General features: G+C 31.0%; 26 protein-coding genes. 6 read left to right on the top strand and 20 right to left on the bottom strand.

Going from position 1 to position 24,546, the window contains the following annotated elements; translation table 11 throughout:
• Window positions 1-80: 80 nt before the first annotated feature.
• The gene (locus tag ABF633_RS17625) at window positions 81-404 is read right to left on the bottom strand and encodes a peptide deformylase (protein ID WP_415525450.1); all 324 of its coding nucleotides are present in this window, start codon (window positions 402-404) and stop codon (window positions 81-83) included.
• A gap of 23 nt (window positions 405-427) precedes the next feature.
• Window positions 428-610 (bottom strand): hypothetical protein, encoded by a 183-nt coding sequence (locus ABF633_RS17620; protein ID WP_415525448.1) that lies wholly within the window; start codon window positions 608-610, stop codon window positions 428-430.
• A gap of 610 nt (window positions 611-1,220) precedes the next feature.
• On the opposite strand from ABF633_RS17620, the gene ABF633_RS17615 reads away from it, so the two are divergent.
• The gene (locus tag ABF633_RS17615) at window positions 1,221-2,297 is read left to right on the top strand and encodes a PTS transporter subunit IIC (protein WP_415525446.1); all 1,077 of its coding nucleotides are present in this window, start codon (window positions 1,221-1,223) and stop codon (window positions 2,295-2,297) included.
• 240 nt (window positions 2,298-2,537) lie between these two features.
• Here the strand turns inward: ABF633_RS17615 and ABF633_RS17610 are convergent, their stop codons facing one another.
• From ABF633_RS17610 to ABF633_RS17575, 8 genes are all read right to left on the bottom strand, one after another.
• Window positions 2,538-3,407 carry a PhzF family phenazine biosynthesis protein gene (locus tag ABF633_RS17610; RefSeq protein WP_415525444.1) on the bottom strand — a complete coding sequence of 290 codons (870 nt, stop codon included), beginning with the start codon at window positions 3,405-3,407 and terminating at the stop codon, window positions 2,538-2,540.
• Between the two features lie 67 nt (window positions 3,408-3,474).
• The gene (locus ABF633_RS17605; protein ID WP_415525442.1) at window positions 3,475-3,963 is read right to left on the bottom strand and encodes a GNAT family N-acetyltransferase; all 489 of its coding nucleotides are present in this window, start codon (window positions 3,961-3,963) and stop codon (window positions 3,475-3,477) included.
• Between the two features lie 113 nt (window positions 3,964-4,076).
• Window positions 4,077-4,874, bottom strand: a complete 798-nt coding sequence (locus tag ABF633_RS17600; RefSeq protein ID WP_415525440.1) for a flavodoxin family protein — start codon at window positions 4,872-4,874, stop codon at window positions 4,077-4,079.
• Between the two features lie 54 nt (window positions 4,875-4,928).
• A complete protein-coding gene (locus ABF633_RS17595; protein ID WP_415525438.1) occupies window positions 4,929-5,996 on the bottom strand; it encodes an EamA family transporter in 1,068 nt (355 codons plus the stop codon).
• A 216-nt stretch (window positions 5,997-6,212) separates the two neighbouring features.
• Complete coding sequence (gene fosX, locus ABF633_RS17590) at window positions 6,213-6,623, bottom strand: FosX/FosE/FosI family fosfomycin resistance hydrolase (RefSeq protein ID WP_415525436.1); 411 nt, start codon at window positions 6,621-6,623, stop codon at window positions 6,213-6,215.
• A 104-nt stretch (window positions 6,624-6,727) separates the two neighbouring features.
• Window positions 6,728-7,159, bottom strand: coding sequence for a GNAT family N-acetyltransferase (locus tag ABF633_RS17585; RefSeq protein ID WP_415525434.1), 432 nt, complete (start codon window positions 7,157-7,159; stop codon window positions 6,728-6,730).
• Between the two features lie 258 nt (window positions 7,160-7,417).
• Window positions 7,418-7,966 (bottom strand): VanZ family protein, encoded by a 549-nt coding sequence (locus ABF633_RS17580; protein ID WP_415525452.1) that lies wholly within the window; start codon window positions 7,964-7,966, stop codon window positions 7,418-7,420.
• Between the two features lie 89 nt (window positions 7,967-8,055).
• On the bottom strand, window positions 8,056-8,949 hold the full coding sequence (locus tag ABF633_RS17575) for a LysR family transcriptional regulator (protein ID WP_415525432.1): 894 nt from the start codon (window positions 8,947-8,949) through the stop codon (window positions 8,056-8,058).
• 189 nt (window positions 8,950-9,138) lie between these two features.
• Here ABF633_RS17575 and ABF633_RS17570 point away from each other — a divergent pair, with 189 nt between their 5' ends.
• Entirely contained in the window at window positions 9,139-10,005 is an 867-nt protein-coding gene (locus ABF633_RS17570; protein ID WP_415525430.1) for a DMT family transporter, read from the top strand.
• A gap of 231 nt (window positions 10,006-10,236) precedes the next feature.
• Here the strand turns inward: ABF633_RS17570 and ABF633_RS17565 are convergent, their stop codons facing one another.
• From ABF633_RS17565 to ABF633_RS17550, 4 genes are all read right to left on the bottom strand, one after another.
• Window positions 10,237-10,794 (bottom strand): GNAT family N-acetyltransferase, encoded by a 558-nt coding sequence (locus tag ABF633_RS17565; protein ID WP_415525428.1) that lies wholly within the window; start codon window positions 10,792-10,794, stop codon window positions 10,237-10,239.
• Window positions 10,795-10,906: 112 nt separating this feature from the next.
• Window positions 10,907-11,332 (bottom strand): GNAT family N-acetyltransferase, encoded by a 426-nt coding sequence (locus tag ABF633_RS17560; protein WP_415525426.1) that lies wholly within the window; start codon window positions 11,330-11,332, stop codon window positions 10,907-10,909.
• A 127-nt stretch (window positions 11,333-11,459) separates the two neighbouring features.
• Window positions 11,460-12,014, bottom strand: coding sequence for a hypothetical protein (locus tag ABF633_RS17555; protein WP_415525424.1), 555 nt, complete (start codon window positions 12,012-12,014; stop codon window positions 11,460-11,462).
• A 147-nt stretch (window positions 12,015-12,161) separates the two neighbouring features.
• Entirely contained in the window at window positions 12,162-12,626 is a 465-nt protein-coding gene (locus tag ABF633_RS17550) for a cupin domain-containing protein (protein ID WP_415525422.1), read from the bottom strand.
• A 290-nt stretch (window positions 12,627-12,916) separates the two neighbouring features.
• Here ABF633_RS17550 and ABF633_RS17545 point away from each other — a divergent pair, with 290 nt between their 5' ends.
• Together ABF633_RS17545 and ABF633_RS17540 are read left to right on the top strand one after the other, a co-directional pair.
• The gene (locus tag ABF633_RS17545) at window positions 12,917-13,807 is read left to right on the top strand and encodes a LysR family transcriptional regulator (protein WP_415525420.1); all 891 of its coding nucleotides are present in this window, start codon (window positions 12,917-12,919) and stop codon (window positions 13,805-13,807) included.
• A 97-nt stretch (window positions 13,808-13,904) separates the two neighbouring features.
• Window positions 13,905-15,179: an adenylosuccinate synthase gene (locus tag ABF633_RS17540; RefSeq protein ID WP_415525418.1), complete on the top strand. Its 1,275-nt coding sequence runs from the start codon at window positions 13,905-13,907 to the stop codon at window positions 15,177-15,179.
• Window positions 15,180-15,255: 76 nt separating this feature from the next.
• Here ABF633_RS17540 and ABF633_RS17535 read toward each other — a convergent pair whose 3' ends face one another.
• From ABF633_RS17535 to ABF633_RS17520, 4 genes are all read right to left on the bottom strand, one after another.
• Window positions 15,256-16,329, bottom strand: a complete 1,074-nt coding sequence (locus ABF633_RS17535; protein WP_415525416.1) for a S66 family peptidase — start codon at window positions 16,327-16,329, stop codon at window positions 15,256-15,258.
• Window positions 16,330-16,559: 230 nt separating this feature from the next.
• Window positions 16,560-17,411: a DMT family transporter gene (locus tag ABF633_RS17530; protein WP_415525414.1), complete on the bottom strand. Its 852-nt coding sequence runs from the start codon at window positions 17,409-17,411 to the stop codon at window positions 16,560-16,562.
• Window positions 17,412-17,639: 228 nt separating this feature from the next.
• On the bottom strand, window positions 17,640-18,299 hold the full coding sequence (locus ABF633_RS17525; protein WP_415525412.1) for an ABC transporter ATP-binding protein: 660 nt from the start codon (window positions 18,297-18,299) through the stop codon (window positions 17,640-17,642).
• A 217-nt stretch (window positions 18,300-18,516) separates the two neighbouring features.
• Window positions 18,517-19,926: an MATE family efflux transporter gene (locus ABF633_RS17520; protein ID WP_415525410.1), complete on the bottom strand. Its 1,410-nt coding sequence runs from the start codon at window positions 19,924-19,926 to the stop codon at window positions 18,517-18,519.
• Between the two features lie 837 nt (window positions 19,927-20,763).
• On the opposite strand from ABF633_RS17520, the gene ABF633_RS17515 reads away from it, so the two are divergent.
• A complete protein-coding gene (locus tag ABF633_RS17515; RefSeq protein ID WP_415525408.1) occupies window positions 20,764-21,135 on the top strand; it encodes a MerR family transcriptional regulator in 372 nt (123 codons plus the stop codon).
• Between the two features lie 104 nt (window positions 21,136-21,239).
• Here the strand turns inward: ABF633_RS17515 and ABF633_RS17510 are convergent, their stop codons facing one another.
• Window positions 21,240-21,941 carry a pirin family protein gene (locus ABF633_RS17510; RefSeq protein ID WP_415525406.1) on the bottom strand — a complete coding sequence of 234 codons (702 nt, stop codon included), beginning with the start codon at window positions 21,939-21,941 and terminating at the stop codon, window positions 21,240-21,242.
• Between the two features lie 712 nt (window positions 21,942-22,653).
• Window positions 22,654-23,418, bottom strand: a complete 765-nt coding sequence (locus ABF633_RS17505; protein WP_415525404.1) for an epoxyqueuosine reductase — start codon at window positions 23,416-23,418, stop codon at window positions 22,654-22,656.
• 316 nt (window positions 23,419-23,734) lie between these two features.
• Here ABF633_RS17505 and ABF633_RS17500 point away from each other — a divergent pair, with 316 nt between their 5' ends.
• Window positions 23,735-24,388, top strand: coding sequence for a hypothetical protein (locus ABF633_RS17500; RefSeq protein WP_415525402.1), 654 nt, complete (start codon window positions 23,735-23,737; stop codon window positions 24,386-24,388).
• Window positions 24,389-24,546: the final 158 nt, after the last annotated feature.

Below are 24,546 nucleotides of genomic sequence, written 5' to 3'. Positions count from 1 at the left end.
TTTAACCTGACTAACTTGGCGTAAGTCTCCCACTTCTTCAAGTGGGAGACTTACGCCAAGTAAGCCATGCATTTGCAGTTCTAAAATTCAGATGGGGTAAAAGAATCCCCACCTGAATTAAGAACTTGCTTCAATTTATCGAACATACTTCTTTCACTCTTCAAACAAAACGCTTTATCATCTACAGCTCTCATTGTGGCAAGTATTCCATCAAGATGATCATATTCATGCTGCAATAATTCTGATAAATCTCCATCCAGCTTCATTCTATTGCTTTTAAAATCTATAAGAGTATCATGCAAATCATCCACAACTTCTTTTATGTTGCCTATCTCTTCTTTTTCTATGTTTGAACTAATCTTATAAAGTTTTGGGTTTCCTAATAAAATAATTTCTTTTACCATAGACTCCACTCCTAAAATATATTCTATTTACTATTATCTTTATCTTCTAATTTATCCAAAATATCACCTATCTTTTTGTCCATCTCTTTATTTTTGTTAATAAAATTTTTCACTGCTCCTATTGCTATATATGCACCAGCTATAATTGAAATTAATATTACTACATTAATAATAGTTGCAGCAATCATAAAATAATTAGTTTCCATTTGTTTTTACAAAATATATCCAATTTCTTTATGAATTTATTACTTTAATTGATAATAATATTACAAATCTCTTTACAATTTTACAAAAATTGTGTATAATTCATATTTGCAAATATAAATTTACATATTATTAATATTTACAATTAAATATTAATAATATATTGAATGTTAATTTTAACTTTAACTAGTCAAATAATCTAGCAAGACATTTATATAATTTACTCATAAAAAGTCTTATAACTAAACAATTATTATTTATAAAGACTACTTACTAAATCTAGATTTAATACATTTATCCGATGACTACCCACTCTAATACTCCCATCGCACACAGCGAAAGCGATTCACACAAAATCTAAGATTTTGGTTCTCTGCTTTTCTTCAAAGTGGGAGTAAAGAGTGGCTATGTCCCTGGATAACGACTTACCCTAAAGGACAATGAGTTCTAAGTATCAGAGGTCATAAACAAAAACTCCACCTGATGCCAAGAATTCTGTTTATCAACTATTGTCTTAATACTAAAATAACTCTTAAATTCTTGAGTATTTATAATTTTTTTAATATATACTATCTATTTTTTATACCCATAAAATTACGAGGAGAGGATACAATGGATAACATAAACACTGTTGGTGACAAAGTAGTAGATAAGAGAGAATCTTTACAAGAAATAAATAAGGAATCAAAAAAAGATATAGCTTATAAAGTGGCAGCAGGAATTGCAAATGCAATACTGGTTATGCTTGGAATAGGACTTCTTTGTGAAACCATAGGAAAATTTATTCACTGGCAAGCCTTCATAGGCATAGGTACCATTGCAAAATCAATGCTTGCACCTGCTATTGGAGCTGGAGTTGCCTATCAGCTTGGTGGAAATACACTTATTATATTTAGTGCTATGATTGCATCATCAGTTGGAGCCAATGCAGTTCATTTCACTCCTGCAGGACTTACTTTTGTATCCGGGCAACCAATTAGTGCAGTATTATCAGCCCTGATAGCAGTATATGTAGGAAAAGCAGTAGCAGGAAAAACAAAACTAGATATGATGGCTATACCCTTTGCGGCAGTAGTAGTTGGAGGAATTGCAGGACTTGGACTTGCTGCAGTAACAACACCAGCGCTTAACTGGCTTAGTGAGCAAATTGCACACTCAATAGAAATATCACCACTTATTGGTTCAGCAGTAATTTCTCTTGCATGGAGTATTCTTCTAATGTCACCAGCCTCATCTGCTGCAATAGCAATTGCACTTAAACTTGATCCTGTATCCAGTGCAGCAGCGCTTATAGGATGTACTATTCAGTTTGTGGGATTCACTATAATGTCCTTTAAGGAAAATGATGCAGGTGCAAACATAGCACAAGGTCTTGTAACACCAAAGGTACAATTTCCTAATATAATTAAAAATCCAAAGCTTGTAATTCCAACATTTTTAGCATCCATCATATGCGGTCCTATAGCAATAGTTTTATTTAAATTCAGTGCTTCTTACGAGCTTGCAGGACTTGGACTTAATTCATTAATTGCACCACTTAATATTACAGCAACTCAGGGAGTAAGAGGACTTCTTATTTATATTTTTACAGGCATAATTCTTCCCTCTGCAATAATAATGCCCCTTTACTTTGTAATGAAGAAATCTGGACTTATAAAAGATGGAGACATGCATATGAAGATTCAGTAATAAAAGTAATTTGTAAAATTATCTAATCTGTTTTTTATTATAACTCACCTTAAAATTATAATAATAATACTCTATTGATTTTTGGGTGGGCTATATTCCATTTTTCAATATACTAACTTCAAATAAATTACTATTTAGAAAAGCTTAACTGCATCTATACTTCTACTTTTTATTAATTAATCTGATACTTTCTTATCATAGAAAACATCAAAAATATTCACAGTATAGCTATAAAATATATTACAGTTGAATATTTTTTTCTTCAATATTTGAAGCAATTCCCCCAACCTTGACTTCATTGATTTCTCCATTATGAATCAGTAAACTTGATAAAATTTCTGAAGGCTTTTTCATAGAATATCCCTGTTCAAAGACCATATTCTTCGCATTATTTTCCGAGATAAATCCATATTTATATAAATAACAGCTTAATGCTCCAGTAGATGTGCCTGTTGCAGCTTCTTCATCAATATCATATAAAGGTGCAAAATTTCTACAGTGGGCAGTAGAACCATATTCTGTTTCAGGAGTAAAAAGATGATACCCAATAACATCTTGTTTTTTACTAACATTGGAGATTCTATTAAAATCAGGTTTTACATTATGTAGTATTTTCAATGATTTAATTGGAATAAAAATATCTTTTAAGCCCGTAGATACAATTTGAACCGGAAGCCCCTGAATGATTTCATCTTCATTAATATTCAACGTATCAGCTATCTCTTTTTTATCCAGTATTTCATAGAATTTAGGATTACACTGCTCCATATAAATTATATTATCTTCTTTACACTCTATCTTTAAAATACCAGCCTTTGTTTCTTGTGTATATTCCCCTGCTTGAATAAAACCTTTATTAGCTAATAAATAAAAAGTGGCAATAGTAGCATGTCCACATAAATCCACTTCTCCATTAGGAGTGAAGAACTCCACTTTAAAATCAGCATTATTTGATTTCTTAACAAATGCAGTCTCTGAAAATCCAACTTTTGCTGCAATTCTTTGCATATCCTGTGGAGACAAAAATTCTGCATCCAAAACAACTCCAGCAGGATTTCCTCCATTATTTGTCTTTGCAAAAGAATTTAATGTGTAAACTTTTATATTCATCTTTTAATCCCCCATGGTTTTATTATAGTACTACAATTAATGAAAATTGCACTAAAACATATATGTTCTAATAAAATCCTCTAAAATATATGTATATATCTACAGCTTCGTTATTATTCCTTATAAATGCATTATCCACTTGTCCTACACGATTAAATCCTAAGCTCTCCCATAAATGTACTGCAGCAATATTAGTTGAAACCACAGAATTAAATTGCATTGCCTTATACCCGCATTCCTTTGCAGTTCTTATGGAATGTTCACCAATTATTTTCCCAATGCCCTTTCTGCGGAGCCCCTTTTTTATGGCATAGAGTGCATTAGCTATGTGATTCCCTCTACCTGGAAAATTATCGTGTAGTATATAAAATCCTATTACTTGTCCATTGTATTTTGCACAATATACTGCTTTTTGATTGAACAATATTTCAGAAATTTTACTATTAGAAAAATGTTCTTTCCAAAAAAAGCTTTCACCTTCATCAATAACTTCATTCCATATATATTCAATAGAGTTTATGTCTTCTTTTCTGAATTCCTCAATAATTACATTCATATACTATTACCTCTTATTCATCACTAATCAAAATAACTTTTAAGACATCCAATAATTCACTACTATACATACTTATAATCTAATTTACTATTTTTCACCACAGAAAATTTCTATCATTTTTTGTATGTAATGGTTACGAATTTACTGGCTGTTTTTCCGATAACATAGAATACGCTTCCAAACGCTTTTTTATAAAACGGAACAGTTATCAAAGGATCATAAGTACTTTTACTTCTTAATGGGTTAATCCAGTATACACCATCTTCAGTTTCATATTCTGTTCCTTTTGCATATCCAAGGCTCATCCCTCTAAATAGGTTGTATGGTATTAAAACAGCAAAAGTCGGTGCATACATTTTTTTAGATGAAACATCTTTATGGAATTTTTCAACCAACTTTTTGCACTTTATTTTTGTTTTCTTATTTACTGTATAATCATTCCAACTGTAGGATGGCATAGGGAATTTATAACAATGGTTAAATCCAATTCCTTTTAGCCACCCCATAAGGTAGTTTACTGCACTCTTACCGCCTACGCCACCTACCGTCGTAACAGCAATTGCTTTGTTTCTGAAAAAATGTGGCCTGTGAAGCATATAGCACAAGTGATCAATGAAATTTTTAGTCAAGGCGTTTGGCTGCATATTAAAGGTTGTCATTGCAAAAATCACGCCATCACTTTCGTCAATTTTATCAATTATTTTCTGCATAATTTTATGATGGGGACAGTGTTCATGGCCTCTTCTAAAACAAAGGCTGCATCCAGTGCAAAATGGGAGCTCTAAATCTGCTAACTGTATTTCCTCAAATATTGATTCAGGTGAAATTTCTTGTAAATCTTCCTGAATCAATTTAGCTAGCCGCCATGTATTACCTTTATGAGGACTTCCATTAAACATTAAATATTTCATAATATTTCATCTCCTTCTACTAGCATTCGCTTTCTTCACAATTGCGAAATAAAATCAATGTGAATGTCTATGATGAATATCTGGTGAATGTGGGTGCGTATGTTCTATTGCCATATGTGTGTGTAAATGTGAATGATAGGCATTTATGATAATCTGCTCATCAGTATGTTTATGATTATGATGTCCATCTGCATGATTGTGTCTATGTTCATGCTGTAAAGCTAAATGTTTATGTCTATGATTATGTGTTTCCTTTAGTAAGAATATTGTGCCAAAAATCATAACTGGAGAAGCTATAATAAACATGATATTGGGAATATCTTTTAGTAATATAAATGAGAGAATTGTACCTATAAAAGGTGCTGTGCCGTAGAGTGCACTAGTTCTTGTACTTCCCAGACTTCTCATAGCATATACAAAGAGTACAATACTTAATCCGTAACAGAAAAAACCTATTATCATTGCCAGAACAATAATTTTAAATTGTGGTATAGGACTTTTTAATACAATTGCTAATATAAAAGAAAAAGTACCTGCTCCAATTCCCTTTATAGTCACAATAGAGAATGGATTTTTAGAAGAAATATTCCTTGTAAAATTATTGTCAATACCCCAACAAAAGCAAGCAAATATAATTCCAAGTGAACCTAGAGAAAATCCCCATTGATTTGTGAAATCCCATGACAAAATAATACTTGCAAGTGTAATTAATATTACGCCACCTATAACTTGTTTACTCACATTCTCCTTAAAAAATACTATAGCTAATATTGCAGTAGCAACACCCTCAAAGTTCAAAAGCAGCGAAGCTGTTGAAGCTGGAGTTATATTTAAACTTATCATCTGTATAATAGGAGCTATAATCCCTCCTATAACTACAGCACCAAGAAGCCATTTAAAATCCTTTTTCTTTAGAGAAGCTTCATTGATTTTTTGCTTCTTTATTATAAAAATTACAAATTGAAAAATCATCAATCCAACTCCACTACCAAGATACAAGAGTGAAGCAAGTGGTACTGGTTCAATTTTTCCTAGAAGTATTTTTGTTATAGGTGCACTGGCTCCAAATAAAATTGCAGATAATAAAGCCATTATCACAGGATAATATTTTGATTTGTTCATTAGTACTTCTCCCTTCAATCATCAATAAGCTATAAACATAGTTTTCTTTAACCTACTTACAAAACCTATATTTACTGGTTAATCCATAGTTCACACTATCTCACTCTTACGACTTTTATCAATATTCCACATCAAGTAATACCTAAATTTACTTAGTAAAATATCATTTGTATTTCTGCTAATTTTTTCTCCTTGATATTTAAATACTTTTTTGAATTAAATTTCATCTATCTTATAGGAAGCTAGTCTTTTTTCTAATGTCTCTGTATGAAGCTCAAATAAATTATTATCATAATCATAAAAGTAAATGGAATAACCTTCCCCATCTATTCTTTTTCTGGGTGGCTTTAATTCTAAATTTAGAGCTTTAATTTTATCCAAATAACTGTCTACATCAGAATCTGATATTTTAATTGCTACATGATGATAAGTTCTGTTAAGTATATTTGTGTCTTCCATAACGGCTATCCATTGACCACCTATAATAAAAAAACGCTCTTTAAATAGAGAATGCTTTTCTTCACCGCTATAATAAATTTCTTTAGCATTAAATAGTTCTTTAAATAATTCCGTAGTTTTATCTAAATTTTTAACAATAAAAGTAATATGGCTCACACACTCAATCATACATTTATCTCCTTTTAGCCCACAATAAATTGAAGTTGTTTATCAGCACAGTTTTTGTAAAATATTAATTATCTCCATTCTCTACGTCTATTTATCACATAAAACTATATCTTTTTCTTATAGCCTTTATTTATTGTTGGATGAAAACCCACCGATTCATAAAAGCTGCAAGCGTCTAATCTATCCCTTTCCGTAACTAAAATAATTTGTGTGCAATCTCTTTCCTTTGCAAGCTTTTCTAGTTCATATATCAAAGCTTTACCGACGCCCCTTTGCCTGCTATTCTTATCTACTATCATATTTTCAATTACTAAAAATGGCCTACAGTCTCCATATAGCTCTTCACAAACAATTCCCATAATTGAGCCTATCAAATGATTTTCATCTACAGCACTAAGCAAAATATGAGTATCTTTCTGCCGCAATTTTTCAAATTGTTTTTGCATTTTTTCAATACATGAATTTTCATTCCAAAATTGACTGTATAACCTTGATAACTCCGGAATATCTTCAACTCTCATCTTTCGTATTATCATTTTCGAGTACCCTCCAAATTATGTAAATAATCTTCGTAATACCTTAAAAGTTTCCTATTACTAATTTTCCTTTTGTCTATATACTATTTTATTGAGATAACCACAAATGCTTTTATAGTGTGTTTATTTCCATATCTATCATTAAAATAATAATCTATTGAAGTTATATTGATTTTTGAAAAATATTTATGTCTTCTTTTCTGAATTCCGCGATAATTACATTCATAGATTACTCACCTCAGTTAATTGAAAAGATATTCATAATCTCAATCTCGCCACGAATAATAAATATAATAAAACAGGTAATCCTATTGCAGATAGTATTGTGATTGCAACACGTACTTTTTTCTCATCTCGTAATATAAACAATAAAAACTTATACCCTAAAATACCAACTAATCCACCCAAACAATTTAAAATTATGTCATCAATGTCTGATGCTCCAATACCTAAAAGCCCCTGAATGATTTCGATAAATAAACTCACTATGAATATAAATAGCAGATTGGTTATTACTCTTTTATTATTTTTGAATAATGACAAATATGCACCAAGAGGAATAAAGATAACTATATTGCCAACTACATTACTAAAAGCGAATTTTTTTATAGTGGCAGAGTTGGTAAATATATATTCCTTTATACTATGAAAAGGAATGAGATTGATTGACCTATCTAAAGTCCTTTGACTATTAAACAGATCCAAAAGCGAAACTCTTGATAAGAGCAATAATTTAATTAAAAAAAGTATGTAACAAATGAAAACTCCATATAAAAAGACTGTTTCAATTCTCTCTCGTTTATTCATAATACCTCCATTTTTCATTTCATCCCTGCTTATTCTCTGACGTTCAGTTTATAAATAATCGGTAGTTCACATTTTCCTAAAATTGTTCATTATGAACCAGTGTGAGAAAAATACTTAGAAGTGATTGACAAAAAAGCCTTCATAGATGGTGACATCCATCTATGTTTGTTGAAAATTACCTGTATGTATAAAACAATATTACAATCATTCACTGAAATTTCACTTATGGTATTGTTCTGCAGACCTTCTTTCAAATTGAATTCCGGCAGTAGTGAAATACCAAGTTCATCTTTTGCATAATCAATAATTATATTTGTGCTGCCAATATCCAGGCAATGGTTTACTTCCAGCCTCTGCTCTGCAAGAAGCTCTTCAAATACCTGACGATAATTACATCCTTTTTCCGTCAGCAAAAACTTTTCTTTAGAGACATCTACTAAACTAACCTGCTTATTCGCCATGGGATGTTTGGGTGAGCAGAAAAAAACGATTCTTTCTTCTTTTTCAAAATGAACTTCCCAATTAGAGCTGAACACTTTCCGATCCAGAAGAATGATAATATCTAGCAAACCTTTTTCCATCATCCCCATCAGTTCCAAAGTCGTAGCGATTTTTACGATAAGAGTAACCTCAGGATAAGTTACCATATATTCCTTGATTATATTTGTGTATTCTGAAACGCTCAGCGATTCCAAAATACCAATTTGCAGCTCACCTGTAGGTTTACCTGCGTAGCTAACAGAATGTATCGCTTCTGCTTCACATTTCACCAGTTCGTTTGCATGGCCAAGAAACTCATGGCCTTTTTGTGACAGACTAACTTTTTTGCCTCTACGTTCAAATAGAGGAACTCCCAGTTCTTCTTCCAACTGTTTTATTTGGAGAGTTACAGTAGACTGCGCATAGCCTAAGTTTTCGCCGGCTTTTGAAAAACTGTCCAGCTCGGCAACCTTGATAAAGGTTTTTACATTTCGAAGTTCCATATCATCACTCCATATCAGTTTTTTCAATATTAACATTCATTTCTTTCAATTTAACTAATAAACAATTTTATGTTAGTATGAAACCATAATAAATGCAAGTGACAATTCTATGACTTATAAAGAATCGAATCCGTTTAGTATATAGACTCCACAGCATTTATAGCAATTTGAAATGGAGTTGATCCAACCATGAGTCAAAAATCAAAAGTAAACATGCTGGGATTCTTTACTGTTTTTCTTTGGGCATCCGCTTTTCCGTTAACCAAGGTAGCAATGGCCCACTATACCCCAAACGCACTTGGATTTGTCCGTTGCGCCGTGGCAGCCATTTTTCTGCTCATCATCGGGATACTCAATCACATACGAAAACCGCAAAAAAAGGATATTCCCTGGTTCTTCCTATCTGGTGGTCTAGGATTTACCCTGTACATGATTACATTTAACACCGGCATCCAGACGCTAACCTCTGCGACCTCCAGCATCATTATCGCAACCACACCTATTATGACCGCAGTGGTTTCATCCAAGTGTTATGGAGAAAAGATTAATAAGCTTGGTTGGTTCACTATAGCACTGGCCTTTATCGGCGTTTTGATTCTTCTGTTGTGGGATGGCGTGTTCTCCATCAATATCGGTTTAATTTGGACCATCTGTGCTGCCATCGTTTTCTGTGGTTACAATATTTTAAACAGAAAACTTTCCTCCATGGGTTATACAGCTTTGGAAATTGTTACATACAGCATGTTCTGCGGTGCCATATTATTGGCAGTTTTCTCGCCACAGGGAGTTTCTCAGGTAATAACTGCTGAACCAAAACACATTCTGTCAGTCATATATCTAGGTGCAATACCAAGTGCACTGGCTTACTTTCTTTGGGGAAAGGCTATGTATTTGGCAGAGAAAACAAGCGAAGTAACCAATTTCATGTTTGTTACACCGCTACTTTCCACTGCTCTGGGCTTTATGCTACTAAAAGAGATTCCAAATATGGGCACTTTCATTGGTGGCGCCATTATCATTTTAAGTATCATCTTATTTAACCTAAAAGGAAAATAAGATTCATTAAGTATAATTTAAAGTACTTTTTAAGACATCGTTCAAGTTTAATACCTTGCTGGTGTCTTTTCTATTATGAAACACTTTTGGTTCACAATATTTTACTGTTGCGTCTTATAAGAATAAAGCAAATTAATTAGTCAACTGTTTCTACACAAGATAAACTTCGGTTCTAAATTCGAAGTCAACTTTATTTCAACCATGCTATTTAATGCTATCATATCCTGTATTTTATATCGTTTTCCATTCTTCCCTTAATACACCATAGCTAATAGAATCATAATATTCGTTATCAACAATTCGAGCCTTTCTATATACTGCTTCTTTTTTTAACCCAAGCTTTTCTGCAAGGTTCATCATTCTTGTATTCCCAGACCAAGTTGATAATCCGATTCTAATAAGTTCTGGATTTTGGTCAAAAATTTCATTAATCCACATTTTTAAAGCTGTATAACCTATCCCTTGCCCCCAATAATCTTCATTAAAAATAACAATTCCAACTTCCATCCACAAAGTTTCTATAGATTTCCAGTACCAGTTTACTTGTCCTATTATTTCATCAGTATCTTTGTTCGCTATAATCTTTTTATTTTGTAGACCATTTTTTTCTCCATTTAGTAAATGTACTCTTAATTCTTCAATATCTTGTCTTAATTCTTCTTCATTACTTTGTTGGTAATAAGGCCCATTAAATTTACGGAATTCACGTGAAGGATGATTCCAATACAAATAATCATCTAAATCTTTAATTTCTAATTCTCGTAAACATAAATTCATTAATTTACTCATTTCTCCTCCTCATAATTTTTGCTTCGGACTAATTTACTTTGTTACATTATTTAATTCACTTTATTTGAAGATTGTGAACTATACATAGTAAAGAACTTATTGATTTTCCCTATTATATTTGTATGTTTATCATCATTCCGTTACCTTCTTTCTCATTGGGACGAATTCTAAACCCCAACTTTTGGTAGAATCCTTCTTTATCTTTTGCCGCCATTAACCCGACTGTAACCCTTGAATTTGGTATACTATTATTTTTAATATAATCAAGTAACTTTTCAACAATCAATTTTCCAATTCCGTTTCTTTGAAACTCTGGCTTGACGCAAACATCTTGTATATAAAATATCCTTGCACCATCGCCAACTAATCTACCCATTCCAACAACTTCTCCTTCTATATTTACAGAAACAGAATATATACTATTTTTAATAGCCTTCTCACTTTGCCTAATATTTGGTCTTCCAAAACCTACCGCTTCCTCCAAATCGCAAAACTGTTCCGCAGTTAATTTGCTTTCTAATAATACAATATTGCTCATTCTATTTAAATTTCCTATTCAAAAAGTGTTAATTATCCTTTTCTCATTTTACGCTTCCCTGATAATCATTTTAACCCTCCCCAAATAACCTTATTAATATTAATACTTCCTCTAAAAATTTAGTAAATTATTCAAAATACTCATTTTCAACATTCTTATTTAATAGTCCATTAACTCTTGGCCATTTCCCCGTTTCACTGATTGTAGCGCAATTTATAATTCCAATATGACACATAAAATGACGATATTGTCCTAGCACTAAGGCTAATCTCGTATATTCACATTTTTCAGGTTTTTCGTACAACATGTAATCTGTTAATCCACTCAAATATTTATTAATCTTGATTTTTATGCCATCAAAATATTCAATCAATTCTTCCTTAGTAAGGCTTGTATCACTTTTAATATCAAGAGAATTAAGATTCTCTTTGTGAAAAGCAGGTTCATCATATATTCCCGGATTAATAAACCATTGATCAAGAGAATGAAGTGTATGATACAAATGCTTCCAAATAGGAATTTCACAAATAACAGCATTTAAGTTACAGGTATTTAACGTTATTGTCATGTTAGAAAACATAATATCAGTTTGTTCAATAATAGTGTTAATCAATGTTTTGGCCATTTTTACCCTCCTATTTTCTTCATCATAGTTTTCATAGCTTGACACAGCATAATTCATATTAAAATTCTTCTTTTATACAAATATATTCACATTAATTCAGTATATAAAGCTTCTTACCGATCAGCCATGCGTAATACTGTAAAATTATTGAATACATGTGTGATACAATTTTTTTGAATTTCAGATAAATGAGTTTTAAGAATATTATTTATTTGGTTCAGAAGTCCAATTTTTAACATTATCGCTAATATTAAAAGCCAAATTTTTATTTTTTATAAAAATTATATTTTCATCAGGATATGTAACAATATCATCTTTTTCACGGGTTCCTACATCAAGTATCTTTAATATTTCTGAACTATTATTTATAAACTGATGTGCACTATCTTTACCCGCAGGTTTTGAAATAACATCACCTGTTTTTATTAATATTTCTTCTCCGTCTATTCTAAGCATACCTTTTCCACTGATTATGAAAAAGAATTCTTCTTGTTTTGAATGTGAATGATACTTTACACTTTCAGCACCAGGTTTTACATAATCTATGTTCACATAAATTTTTTCACAGCCAATGGCATCACCTATTAATATTGTTTTCAGTTTAGATTGAAAATCAGGGTCATAGATATATTCTTTGGGTATATTATCAATATTGGATATATTATCCATGTAATTTTTCCTTCCAAAAACAAATAATCTTTATCTTGTTTTTTAATACTACTTCCTTGTGGAAATTATAACATATTTTCCATATTTCATATAACTGTTTTGAGCAATATATTGTATACTTTTAATATTTTATATTCATCTCATAATTAGGCTGCTTCACAGAAATAATTCACTTTATTTTGAAATTAAATATAGAAAAAGTATTGTCTAATTAATCTTGAATGAAATAAATTACAATAGTATTATAATTATAAATTATATATACAAATAATAAAATAAGGTGTGATTATATGTCAGTTAATCTAGAATATTATAAGATATTTTACTATGTGGCAAAACACAAAAGCATTACTCTAGCTGCAGATGAGCTTTTTATTTCACAACCTGCAGTGAGCCAGTCAATAAAGCAGCTAGAAAATTCAATTGGAGGCAATTTATTTTTGAGAACTTCTAAAGGTGTAAGTCTTACGCCAGAGGGTGAAGTATTGTATACCTATGTATCAAAGGGATATGACTATATACTCCTTGGTGAAAGTAAATTTAAGGAATTACTTGCTCTTGAAACGGGGGAAATACGAATAGGTGCTAGTGATATGACCTTAAAGTTTTATTTGCTGCCCTATTTGGAAGAATTTCATAAGTTATATCCAAAAGTAAAGGTTAAAGTAACTAACGTTCCAACACCTGAGACATTAGAATATTTACATGCAGGAAAAATTGACTTTGGTGTAGTAAGCGAACCCGTCAATGAATATAAAGGAATAAATACTATACCTGTTTTCACTATTAAAGATGTATTTATTGCAAATGACAAATTTTCTGAATTAAAGGATAGAATTATAGATCTGCATGAACTTGAAAAATATCCTATTATATGCCTAGAGAGCAATACAAGTGCAAGAAAGTATATTGATGATTTTTTAAAGGAAAATGGCACTACGCTTAATCCAGAGTTTGAGCTTGCCACAAGCGATTTGATTGTCCAGTTTACTAAAAGAAGTTTAGGTATAGGTTGTGTGGTAAGAAATTTTGCAGAAGAGCTTATCGAAAATGGAGAATTATTTGAACTCAATTTAAAAACTTCAATACCTCAGAGAAATATATGTGTCGTTACACAAGATAAAATGCCAATTTCTCCAGCAGGTAAGAAATTATTAAGTTTATTAAAGCATAAGTATTAATTATGCTTTATATAAGTAATATCAATTTCATTTATACATACTCTTATGATACCATTATTTTGTAAAATAACTAATTGTGTTATAGGAGGTTTTTATTATGGTTAAAGCTATAGTTGGTGGTAACTGGGGAGACGAAGGAAAAGGAAAGATTACTGATCTTCTTGCTGATCAGTGTGACATTGTTGTACGATATCAGGGCGGTGCTAATGCAGGACATACAATAATAAACCAATATGGTAAATTTGCTTTACACCTCTTACCATCAGGTGTGTTTAGAAAACAAGTTACAAATGTTATTGCTCAAGGAGCAGCTCTTGATTTAAAAATGTTTTTTTTTGAACTTGATAATCTAGCCCAAAGAGGTGTCCCTACACCAAATATAAAAATATCCAATAGAGCTCAGGTTGTTATGCCCTATCACATACTTCTTGATAAACTGGAGGAAGATCGGCTTGGTTCAAAAGGGTTTGGCTCAACTAAGTCAGGTATAGCACCCTTTTACTCGGATAAATACTTAAAAACTGGAATTCAGGTTTGTGATCTATTTAATGATAAACTGCTGCGAGAAAAAATATATTCAAATTGTAAAGTGAAAAACAAGCTTTTAAAAAACATATACAAGACTTCTGAGCTTGATCCAAATATTATCTATAATGAACTTATAAATTACAAAGATCGCATAGAACCTATGGTGTGTGATATTGCTGTATTTCTCAATAATGCTGTTAAACATGGTAAAAACATTTTATTGGAAGGTCAGCTTGGAGCACTAAAAGATCCAGACAACGGAATATATCCATTTACTACATCTTCATCACCACTTGCTGGCTTTAGTTCCGTAGGTGCAGGAATTCCTCCCTATGAGCTAAAAGAAATTGTGACAGTAGTTAAATCCTATTCTTCTTGTGTTGGAACAGGAGCATTTGTCAGTGAGATTTTCGATGACGAGGCCAATACACTCCGAAAATTAGGCGGTGATTGCGGCGAATATGGAGCAACCACTGGAAGACCTCGTAGAATGGGATGGTTTGATGCAGTTGCAACAAGATATGGATGTATGCTGCAGGGAACAACAGAAATAGCATTATCCCTAATTGATGTTCTAGGATATCTTGATAAAATCCCTGTTTGCACCGCTTATGAGATTGATGGCAAGGTGGTAACCGACTTTCCTGTTACTCCACTTTTAAATAAGGCAAAACCAATTTATACTATTCTTGATGGCTGGAAATGTGATATTAGCAGTGTACGCAAATATGAAAACTTACCCCATAATGCAAAACATTACATTGAATTTATTGAAAAGCAATTAGGTTATCCAATAAAGCTCATTTCCAATGGACCAAAAAGAGAGGATATTATTTTAAAATAACTTGCTGTATACTGTGACCTTTGTTGAATCCTATGAAATAAATTAATTCAGCTTCATATTATTCTAAAAAACAAAATCACTCAAAAAAAGATTCTTTAAATGTAATGGTTTTTTTATTCAAATTAATCTCTGCTTCAATTCCATATGGAATAATACATCTTGGATATGCATGACCGAAATTCACATTATAGATTATTGGTAAATCTTTATTTTCAATAATCTTATAATAAATTTCTTTATATTCCTCATAATATTGTTCATCTTGAGGCTTTCCAATAATTATGCCATTAATCACATCAAAAATGCCCGTGCTTTTTAATGTAATTAATTCTTTTTCAAATACTTCTGGTTCTGGTTTTTCCTCACAAGTTTCAATGAACAATATTTTATTTTTCCATTCATCTAAAGATGGAAACAGACCATACTTTTCACATATATCTTTTTCATCGTCATAACGTGTATTAGTTAATATATCATATAAACTTTCAAGACAACCGCCTAAAAGTCTTCCATTAAAGCTCCCTTTCCCTTGTAAAACTTCATATCCTCTTTCTTCCAAATGTTCTACTCTGCTAGTTCCTACGGCCTCCACAGAAAAATCTGTTCGTTCCTCGTACCATACATTACTCGATTCTATACAATTTTCATTATAATTTTCAAAATACTTCCAAAATTCTTTTCTTGTATATGACAACATTTCTTTATCCAATTCAGCTAAATCACAAACAAAATTAGGTCCGTAAAAAGTAGCCATTCCAAGTTTATAAAACATCAAATGATTAATTGTCGTATCTGAAAATCCTGTAAATAATTTAGGATTAATATGAGCAGCATTGATAAAATCTTTATCTTCCATTAAATATGGTAACGTTCTATAAGTATCATCTCCCCCGATTGCACATATAATCCCTTTTATGGATGTATCATAAAAAGCATCTTTTAAATCTTGTGCCCTGGATTCTGGATGATTTTTTAAATATTCTAATCCCCTTAATGCATTTGGCATAACAACAGGTATTAACCCTAACTCCTTTATTCTCTTTAGTCCTAAATCCAATTCATGTTTTGCAAAATTTTCACCAAGCATGCCACTTGATAAACTTATAACTGCAACTTTATCCCCTCTAACTAATGATTTTGGCTTTTTCATAATATCGCTCCTATATCAATTATATAAATAATCTTGACTTTGTCATATTTTACCATTATCTAAACTATGGTCTTATATTTAATAAATCCCAAAGTATTATTTTAAATTAACTCATGTGGAAATTATAACATATTTTCCATATTCCATATAACTATTTTTAAGCAATATAATATACTTTTAATACTCTATATCTATGACATAATCAGGTTACTTTGCAGAAATAATATACTTTATTTAGACTTAATAGTTGAGTAAAAGACAGTGCCTAAAATAACAATTCCTCCTAAAATTTCTCTCAATGTGGGTACTTCTCTCAATAGAAAAGCAGCAAAAATAATACCGTAAACCGGTTCCAAACTGGAAATGATTCCCGCCGTTTGTGTTTTAATATTTTTTAATCCTTTTATAAATAATGAATGGGAAACTCCAGTGAAAACCATACCTAAGAGTATGAGCAATAATATATCCTTAGTTTGAAAAACGGGCTTTTGAAAAAATAAGAAAGGTATTAGTATAATTGTTACCACAATTTGTTCATAAAAAGCAATTACGGAACTAGAATATTCTTTTACATATTTTCTATTGAGCATTGAAAGAACTGCATAAGTAAAACCAGATAATATTCCCCATAGAACTCCTTGAGTTAAATTATTCCCCAATTCAAACTTTGGAATTACAAGCACTACTCCTAAGAAGGTAACAATTGCAATTACAATATCCGATAATTTAATTTTTTCTTTGAAAAAAAATGGTTCAAGAAAAGTAACAAAAACAGGAAATGTTGAAAAAGTGAGTAGCCCTATTGCCACTGTAGAAATCTGAATAGATTTAAAGAAAGCACTCCAGTGAATTGCTAAAATTATTCCCATTAATATCAAATAAAAATAATGCCTTTGTTCCCTTAGTTTTATATCTTTTTTTAAATAAAATATTAAAATCAATAAAAAAATACTTGAAAAGAAAACTCTGCCAAAGACAATTATTGTTGATGGCAGTGATAGTAATTTCCCGAATAATCCCGATAAACCAAATAAAAAAACTGCTAAATGAATTTCCATTAAACTTTTAGTATTTTCTTTCATATAATAATCCCCTTGCTTCATGCATAGCTTGTCTTGCTTATACTTAACATATTAATTTTATACTTGAAAATGCTAAAAGAACAAGTGTTAATTTAAAGCAAATTGGAATATTAGAGTGAAAAATCATGAGATAAAATTTTCTTTATACAAAAAACTCACAGGAAAACCTATGAGCTTGAAATGAAAAATGCACTGAAATATTATAGAAAATAATAAATGAATTTATTCCTATAAGAATTTTCCGTCTACCATTTTCATTATTCTTTTTCCATACTGTGATATTGATAAATCATGGGTTATAAGCACAATTGTCTTTCCAATTTTATTTAAATTCACTAAAATATCCATTATTTCTTTTCCGGCTTTACTATCCAGATTACCAGTAGGCTCATCAGCTAATATAATATCAGGTTCACCTACAATGGCTCTTGCAATAGCTATTCTTTGCTGTTGTCCTCCCGATAATTCATTAGGTCTGTGATTAATCCTATCTATAAGTCCCACACTTTCAATGGCCTTAATAATCCTTTCATGTCTTTGTTTACTATTTATTCCCCTATATATAAGTGGCAGTTCTATATTTTCAATGGCAGTAAGTTTTGACAACAGATTAAAATTTTGAAATATAAATCCTATTTTACTATTTCGTATTTCAGCTAATTTATCATCACTTAATTTTGCAACATTGATATTATCTAAATAGTATTCTCCATTATCCGGTACATCTAAGCATCCAAGTATATTCATCAATGTGGATTTCCCAGATCCTGAAGGACCAATAATAGATACAAATTCTCCAGCATCAATTTTTAAATTTACATCTTTTAGTGCATATATCTTCTCATTTCCTAAAGTATAGGTCTTACTTATATTTTTCAACTCAATCATAATCCCTACCCTCTCATACACAATTATTGTAAACGTTGTTATAATAATATATGATCGCATTAGATATTATTATACAATTATTTATTTAATTAACAAAAATACATCCTATCACTAAATTATAATCCTATTCAATATATAATCATATAGTTGATTACGCAACTATTCATATCTTTACAATACAACATATTATGCTTAAAAAATAATTATTTACATTACTTTAATTTCTATGAGATTGATTGCCTTTATTTAAAGCTAAATTATACAATGGACTTTTATCTGGTAGGTTAACTGGCTTACTTGATTCCTTCAGTTTTTTCATGGTTATATAGTAAGCAATTCCTAAGGGTATACATGAACCAATCCATGCCAAGGGATTAGCAAGAGAGACACCTGCAAAGCCCAAATGCTTTGATATAATAACAGCTGCAAAGGTTCGCATACATAATTCCATTACCCCTGCTAAAGTAGGGGCAAAACTCTGTCCCAGTCCCTGCAGGCTATATCTATAAACGAAAAGCAGTGCTAACAAAAAATACATTGCCCCATTGATGTTTAAATAAATTTGTGCAAGAGAGACTACTTGCGGCTGACCATCTCCGACAAAGAGTCTTATCATCCACTGACCGGCCAAAATATTAATTGCACCAACAGCAATACTAAATCCTACTGATATGATACTACATTGCTTTACACCAATATGAATTCTCTTAATTTTGTTAGCCCCATAATTTTGAGCTACATAGGTGGCCATAGTGATACCAAAGGACATCATAGGCTGAATGGCAATTATATCAATTTTTTGTGCTGCAGTATATGCGGCTACAGATACTTCCCCTAAATTATTCAGTGCAAATTGGAGAATAATAGCACCGATAGCAATAATAGATGCCTGAAATCCCATAGGTATCCCCACTCTTAAATGCTCCCAAAGAATTTCCTTTGTCAAATACCAATCCTCCTTGTGAAGTTTCAAAATGGGCATTTTTTTTGTGATATATATAAGACATAATATTGCAGAAAATGCCTGGGATATTGTAGTTGCCCAGGCAGCGCCGGAAACTCCCATGGAAAATTTTAAAATCAATACAAAATCTAAAATGATATTCAAAATACTAGCAGCAATTAAAAATATCAGTGGCGTTCGACTATCTCCCAAGGCTCTGATAACATTAGAAAACAAGTTAAATAATACTGACACTATAATGGCCCAGTAAATTACAATAATGAAATTATAAGCATCTTCTATAATTTCTGGCGGTGTATGCATTATTTCCAAAATAGGTCGTGCTAATATAACACTGACAATTGTAAGTACTATTGTAATTAACAAACTCAGTATAATACTTGCCGCATAGCTGTGTCTTACTCCCTGCTCATCTCCAGCTCCAAAACGCTGAGCAGTGATTATGGAAAATCCAGAAGTTATTCCCTGTGCAAACCCAATTATAAGGAACATAATACTTCCTGTACAACCCACTGCCGCCAGAGCATTTACCCCAAGGGTGCGTCCCACAATTAGAGTATCAGCTATGCTGTAAAATTGCTGAAAAAGATTTCCAATCAGTAATGGTATTGTAAAAAAAATGATCAATTTAGCTGGATTACCCTTTGTTATGTCTCTTATCATAAGAACTACCTACCTTTATATATAATATTTGAAAAATTTTAATTATAACTGAATCCATATAGTCTATCTATATGTCATTTCTTCTGTAAATCAGCCAATACCCTAACAAGATTCTTAGTTACTTTTGCATTAGAATTTCAAAATTATTTAGGCACATCAAAATAGACTAGTATCTCACTAGTTATTTACGATGCCTTATTTTTATCATTTCCTGTAATCGTTTTATCAAATAGAATATAAAGTCCTTCTAATCTTTTAACTTTTACTTCTGTAATTATCTGAGTTTATATCTATTCCATGACTAGTGGCTGTAATACTCCACCTCCTAATGTTGGAAATAACAGCCACTAGTATGGATAATTCATCTAAACTTAGTTGTGAGTACAAATCCCCACTAAGTAAGATATATTTATCATACAAATAATATATTAATACTTAAAGTTAGCTTTAAGTCAAGAGTTTTTTATAAATTTGTAAATACTTATAATCTTACAGCACTTTTTTCTACATTTTAATATATTGACAATTTCATCTTAAAAAAGTAAGCTTTATATTGTATGAAATCGTTATCTCAGGTCTTTCTCTTTTTACTTTCACAGAGTAAAAGCATAGACCAAAATCTTGGAGATTCTGTTTATCCGATGACTAGCTGCTGTAATACTCCGCCTTCTAAAGGTGGAGATAACAGCGACACGTCCCTGGATAATTCATCTAAACTAAGTGGGAGTACAAACTCCCACTTAGTAAGATTCATTGATGTTAATTGCTTCTATATAATATCATAGGAATGTTAAATTAATTAGTCATATAATAAATAAATTTTGGGAGATGAAAATAATGAGTTATAGCATTTCACAAGTAGCCAAAAAATTTCATTTAGAACCATATACCCTCCGCTATTATGAGAAAGAAGGTATCCTTTCCCCACAAAAAACTGAAAAAGGAATTCGTTATTTTACAAACTCAGATTTAGAAGAGCTTGAGATGATATGCTGTCTAAAAAGCACCGGTATGTCACTAAAAGATATAAAAAAGTATTTTGATCTTTGTGCACGGGGAGATGAAACATTAGAACATCGTATGGAAGTTTTCACATCTCATCGAAATCATATTTTGCAGGAAATGGATCAACTTCAAAAGCATCTTGAGAAAATTGAAAAAAAGATTCAGTGGTATAGCGGATATATGAAATCTAAAAGAAAAAAGTAATATTTCATATATCCTTTATATACTCACTGAATCTTATAGTTTCCTTATGTCTTACATATGGAAATAAGTTATTCTATGCCTAGATTTATTTAAAACTAAAAACCTTAATCTTGCTTCTTCATTTCTAAAACTAGTATATGAGAAGTTTCCTTAGCTTTAATTAAGATATTTTCCTCAACAATTTCCATTGCATCTCTATCATCTAATTTAATATTATTTACTTCAGCACTTCCTTCTATCTGAACTAAATATTCCTGCCTTCCTTCTTTTAACGGAAAGCTAATTTCATTTCCCTTATTAAGCTCCAATGAGTAAATATTAATATCCTGATTTACTTTTACAGGTGCATTTCCCTCTTTACTTGAAACCATATGAAGCCATTTGTTTCTTCTATCATTCCACTGGAATTCATAATCCCCATAATTCGGTTTATATCCTCCCTTATCAGGTAATATCCATATTTGCAGAAATCTTAATGTTTTATTTCCAAAATTATGTTCACTATGATATACACCTGTTCCTGCACTCATGTATTGAACAGAGCCACGAGTCAAAGTTTTTTTGTTGCCCATATTATCACCATGAGTAAGTTCTCCCTCAACTACATAAGATACTATCTCCATATCTCTATGAGGATGGGTATCAAATCCGGTATTAGCTTGAACCAAATCATCATTTATAACTCTTAAAACTCCAAAATTAATATTGTCTGGATTGTAATACTCCGCAAAAGAAAAATGAAATACGCTTTGCAGCCATCCAAGATTGCTTCTACCCATATTTTTGTTTTCTATTTTTCTCAACATACATTTCACCCCTTGTAATTTCTGTATACTATAAAATTTTTATTTACATTTATCTATCTTATCAATACTTATTTAATATATTTTATATATTAAGTTACTTTTTATAACTTTATTATTACATATGTATTATTAGTAGTCAAGATTTATTTTAAAAAAGTCCTCATATGTTTCTAAAAAAATATAAACAGATTTCTTAGTATCGGTATTTACGATACTTAGAAATCATTGTCCTTTAGGGTAAATCGTTATCTAGAGACATAGCCACTCTTTACTCCCACAGCTTTCGCAGAGTGCCATGTGAGTATTAGATGTAATAGTCATCGGATAGAATATCTTTCACTTGTTATTTATTCTCATATACTTAATTTTTTATATGCATGTACAATAAAAAATCTCCTAAAATCAACAGGAGATTTTCTATTGTAAAAACATACACTTGACATATTTGTAATGGTTCCATCTTTAAGTTCAAGTATATTAATGAGCTTAAATTATGAATACACTTTCTTTTTTATCCGATGACTACCATCCGTAATACTCCCATCGCACACAGCGAAAGCGATTCACACAAAATCCAAGATTTTGGTTCTCTGCTTTTCTATCAAAGTGGGAGATAACGGCTGCTACGTCCCTGGATAACGATTTCTAAGTTTCAGATGGAGAAAAAAACTCCACCTAAAACAAAGAACTCTGTTTATCTAAAATGTTTCATCTATTTAGTTTTTACTGGATTTATTGTAGAACAAGGAACATTAACTAGACATTTACCGCAAACATCTGATAAGCCAATATCTGAATGAAATTTATCATTATACAAACACATTTCATAGCATTTATGTCTATCAAAAAAATCAACTCCTAAAGCATTATTCACACATCTGCCTATACATTTTTTACATATATTCATATGCTTATATAAACAATTCTCTCCATTTTTTCTTTTAGTAGGCTCCATTTTTAGCTCAGTTAAAAAACTGCCAACTCTTCCGCAGCATCCTTTGTCAGTAATCAGCATGTTATTTAATCCAAATTTTCCTAATCCAGCAATAAAAGCAACATGTCTGTGAGACCAGTTACTAATCAATTTTTTACTATCAAAATTATGTGTTGCTGGTATAGTACTTGTTTTATATCCAAATTGCTGCAACTCATCTTTAATAAAATTATTTAAATCCAATATTAGTTGATTAGTTTCTATATATGCTTTTGCCCAAATTTTTGAACATTCTTTTCCTTCTATATTACTTTCAACCACTGCTTCATCAAAAGGTATGAAATACGCTACTACTGTTTCAGCTTCTGGTAATAAGTCCTTAGGCAGTACGTGAGAAGGACTTACTGCATCTTTAAGCTTATAAAACAATCTATCTCTTGCATCTGCATAGGCTACCAAAGGTTCTTTCCATTTAGTTTGAACATCTTTTATTTCCGAATAGTGTTCTACAAATTTTTTTATTATAGTTTGTACCTTATCCATCTCTGCCTCCCAAAACATAACTAATCAATGCAAATAGATTTTCCCACCTTCTATCCATCATTGAATTTGATCCTATTAATTCTTCATAATAATTATTATACTTTATATATGGCAAGTTGAGCTTAACTTTTAAGTTTTTTCTATATTATATATCAATTAATTTAAAGCTTATACTATTAGCAAAATCACTTTAATAAACACAAATAATCAAACCACCAATAGAATGCCTTTTTTCTTTGTGAAGCTTATATTAAATTTTTACTCCAAGATAGCGCAAAAACTAAGTCAATGAATATATTGTTATAGAGGTGATTCTATGCCAAATGTAAAAAATGAAAATAGTAAAGACATAAACAATCAAGATTCTGATATTATACCATCACCTGATTTAGTTGATAAAACAAATAGATTTTATCAAATACCAGTGTTTCTAAGTCATCCTACTAGCAATACTATCAACAATCTTCAAATTGAATTTTTACTTCGTTTAATTAAGGAATTAAAAAAAGAATTGTTATTCCCTAGAACCTTACCAAATACCGAACAATATCCAGAATCAACTATGACTAGTATTAGAAGAATGATATATTCTAGCTATGGAATGGTAACCTTAAACCTAGAAAGAAAAAAGGTAAAAGTTATTGATACAAATGGAGCAACTGTATACCAAAACGATATTGGGCAAGAATATTGGACTGGCTCCTATTTCTCATTTATTGAACCGGCAATGGCATACCAATATGGTCTTCCACAATTATTTATCACAGAAAGCCTTGATACCAATCAAGATGTTTTTGAATCAGGAGGTATAATACCTTTTAGAGTTCTAGTTTGGGATTCATCAAAAGGTATTGACTATTTCTTTAGTAGTATAGAATGGAAAGAAATGTTACAAAATTGGGCTGCAGAAGTTAGGAATGGTTATTATCTAAAAACACTGCCTCCTTTTGAATATACTAGCGAAAATTAATGAGAATTTTTAATAAAGAATAGATATAACATTAATAATTAATGTATGTCATTTTAGTAATCTTAATTGAAGCAAGTTCTTAATTCAGGTGGGGATTCTTTTAACCCATCTGAATTTTAGAACTGCAAATGCATGGCTTACTTGGCGTTGAACTCCCA

The organism is Clostridium sp. (genome assembly GCF_047718555.1).
Taxonomy (GTDB): domain Bacteria; phylum Bacillota; class Clostridia; order Clostridiales; family Clostridiaceae; genus Clostridium_I.
Note: the sequence above shows the minus strand (reverse complement) of the source record. Positions and strands in the feature narration are given on the sequence as shown.

Coding starts and splice junctions, on each gene's coding strand:
- ABF633_RS17620 (WP_415525448.1), bottom strand. CDS start 610: ATGGAAACTAATTATTTTATGATTGCTGCAACTATTATTAATGTAGTA.
- ABF633_RS17560 (WP_415525426.1), bottom strand. CDS start 11,332: ATGAGCAATATTGTATTATTAGAAAGCAAATTAACTGCGGAACAGTTT.
- ABF633_RS17600 (WP_415525440.1), bottom strand. CDS start 4,874: ATGAAATATTTAATGTTTAATGGAAGTCCTCATAAAGGTAATACATGG.
- ABF633_RS17555 (WP_415525424.1), bottom strand. CDS start 12,014: ATGAATTATGCTGTGTCAAGCTATGAAAACTATGATGAAGAAAATAGG.
- ABF633_RS17570 (WP_415525430.1), top strand. CDS start 9,139: ATGAGTCAAAAATCAAAAGTAAACATGCTGGGATTCTTTACTGTTTTT.
- ABF633_RS17615 (WP_415525446.1), top strand. CDS start 1,221: ATGGATAACATAAACACTGTTGGTGACAAAGTAGTAGATAAGAGAGAA.
- ABF633_RS17510 (WP_415525406.1), bottom strand. CDS start 21,941: ATGTTGAGAAAAATAGAAAACAAAAATATGGGTAGAAGCAATCTTGGA.
- ABF633_RS17535 (WP_415525416.1), bottom strand. CDS start 16,329: ATGAAAAAGCCAAAATCATTAGTTAGAGGGGATAAAGTTGCAGTTATA.
- ABF633_RS17610 (WP_415525444.1), bottom strand. CDS start 3,407: ATGAATATAAAAGTTTACACATTAAATTCTTTTGCAAAGACAAATAAT.
- ABF633_RS17520 (WP_415525410.1), bottom strand. CDS start 19,926: ATGATAAGAGACATAACAAAGGGTAATCCAGCTAAATTGATCATTTTT.
- ABF633_RS17530 (WP_415525414.1), bottom strand. CDS start 17,411: ATGAAAGAAAATACTAAAAGTTTAATGGAAATTCATTTAGCAGTTTTT.
- ABF633_RS17605 (WP_415525442.1), bottom strand. CDS start 3,963: ATGAATGTAATTATTGAGGAATTCAGAAAAGAAGACATAAACTCTATT.
- ABF633_RS17595 (WP_415525438.1), bottom strand. CDS start 5,996: ATGAACAAATCAAAATATTATCCTGTGATAATGGCTTTATTATCTGCA.
- ABF633_RS17545 (WP_415525420.1), top strand. CDS start 12,917: ATGTCAGTTAATCTAGAATATTATAAGATATTTTACTATGTGGCAAAA.
- ABF633_RS17540 (WP_415525418.1), top strand. CDS start 13,905: ATGGTTAAAGCTATAGTTGGTGGTAACTGGGGAGACGAAGGAAAAGGA.
- ABF633_RS17515 (WP_415525408.1), top strand. CDS start 20,764: ATGAGTTATAGCATTTCACAAGTAGCCAAAAAATTTCATTTAGAACCA.
- ABF633_RS17550 (WP_415525422.1), bottom strand. CDS start 12,626: ATGGATAATATATCCAATATTGATAATATACCCAAAGAATATATCTAT.
- ABF633_RS17525 (WP_415525412.1), bottom strand. CDS start 18,299: ATGATTGAGTTGAAAAATATAAGTAAGACCTATACTTTAGGAAATGAG.
- ABF633_RS17575 (WP_415525432.1), bottom strand. CDS start 8,949: ATGGAACTTCGAAATGTAAAAACCTTTATCAAGGTTGCCGAGCTGGAC.
- ABF633_RS17500 (WP_415525402.1), top strand. CDS start 23,735: ATGCCAAATGTAAAAAATGAAAATAGTAAAGACATAAACAATCAAGAT.
- ABF633_RS17580 (WP_415525452.1), bottom strand. CDS start 7,966: ATGAATAAACGAGAGAGAATTGAAACAGTCTTTTTATATGGAGTTTTC.
- ABF633_RS17625 (WP_415525450.1), bottom strand. CDS start 404: ATGGTAAAAGAAATTATTTTATTAGGAAACCCAAAACTTTATAAGATT.
- ABF633_RS17505 (WP_415525404.1), bottom strand. CDS start 23,418: ATGGATAAGGTACAAACTATAATAAAAAAATTTGTAGAACACTATTCG.
- fosX (WP_415525436.1), bottom strand. CDS start 6,623: ATGATTGAGTGTGTGAGCCATATTACTTTTATTGTTAAAAATTTAGAT.
- ABF633_RS17565 (WP_415525428.1), bottom strand. CDS start 10,794: ATGAGTAAATTAATGAATTTATGTTTACGAGAATTAGAAATTAAAGAT.
- ABF633_RS17585 (WP_415525434.1), bottom strand. CDS start 7,159: ATGATAATACGAAAGATGAGAGTTGAAGATATTCCGGAGTTATCAAGG.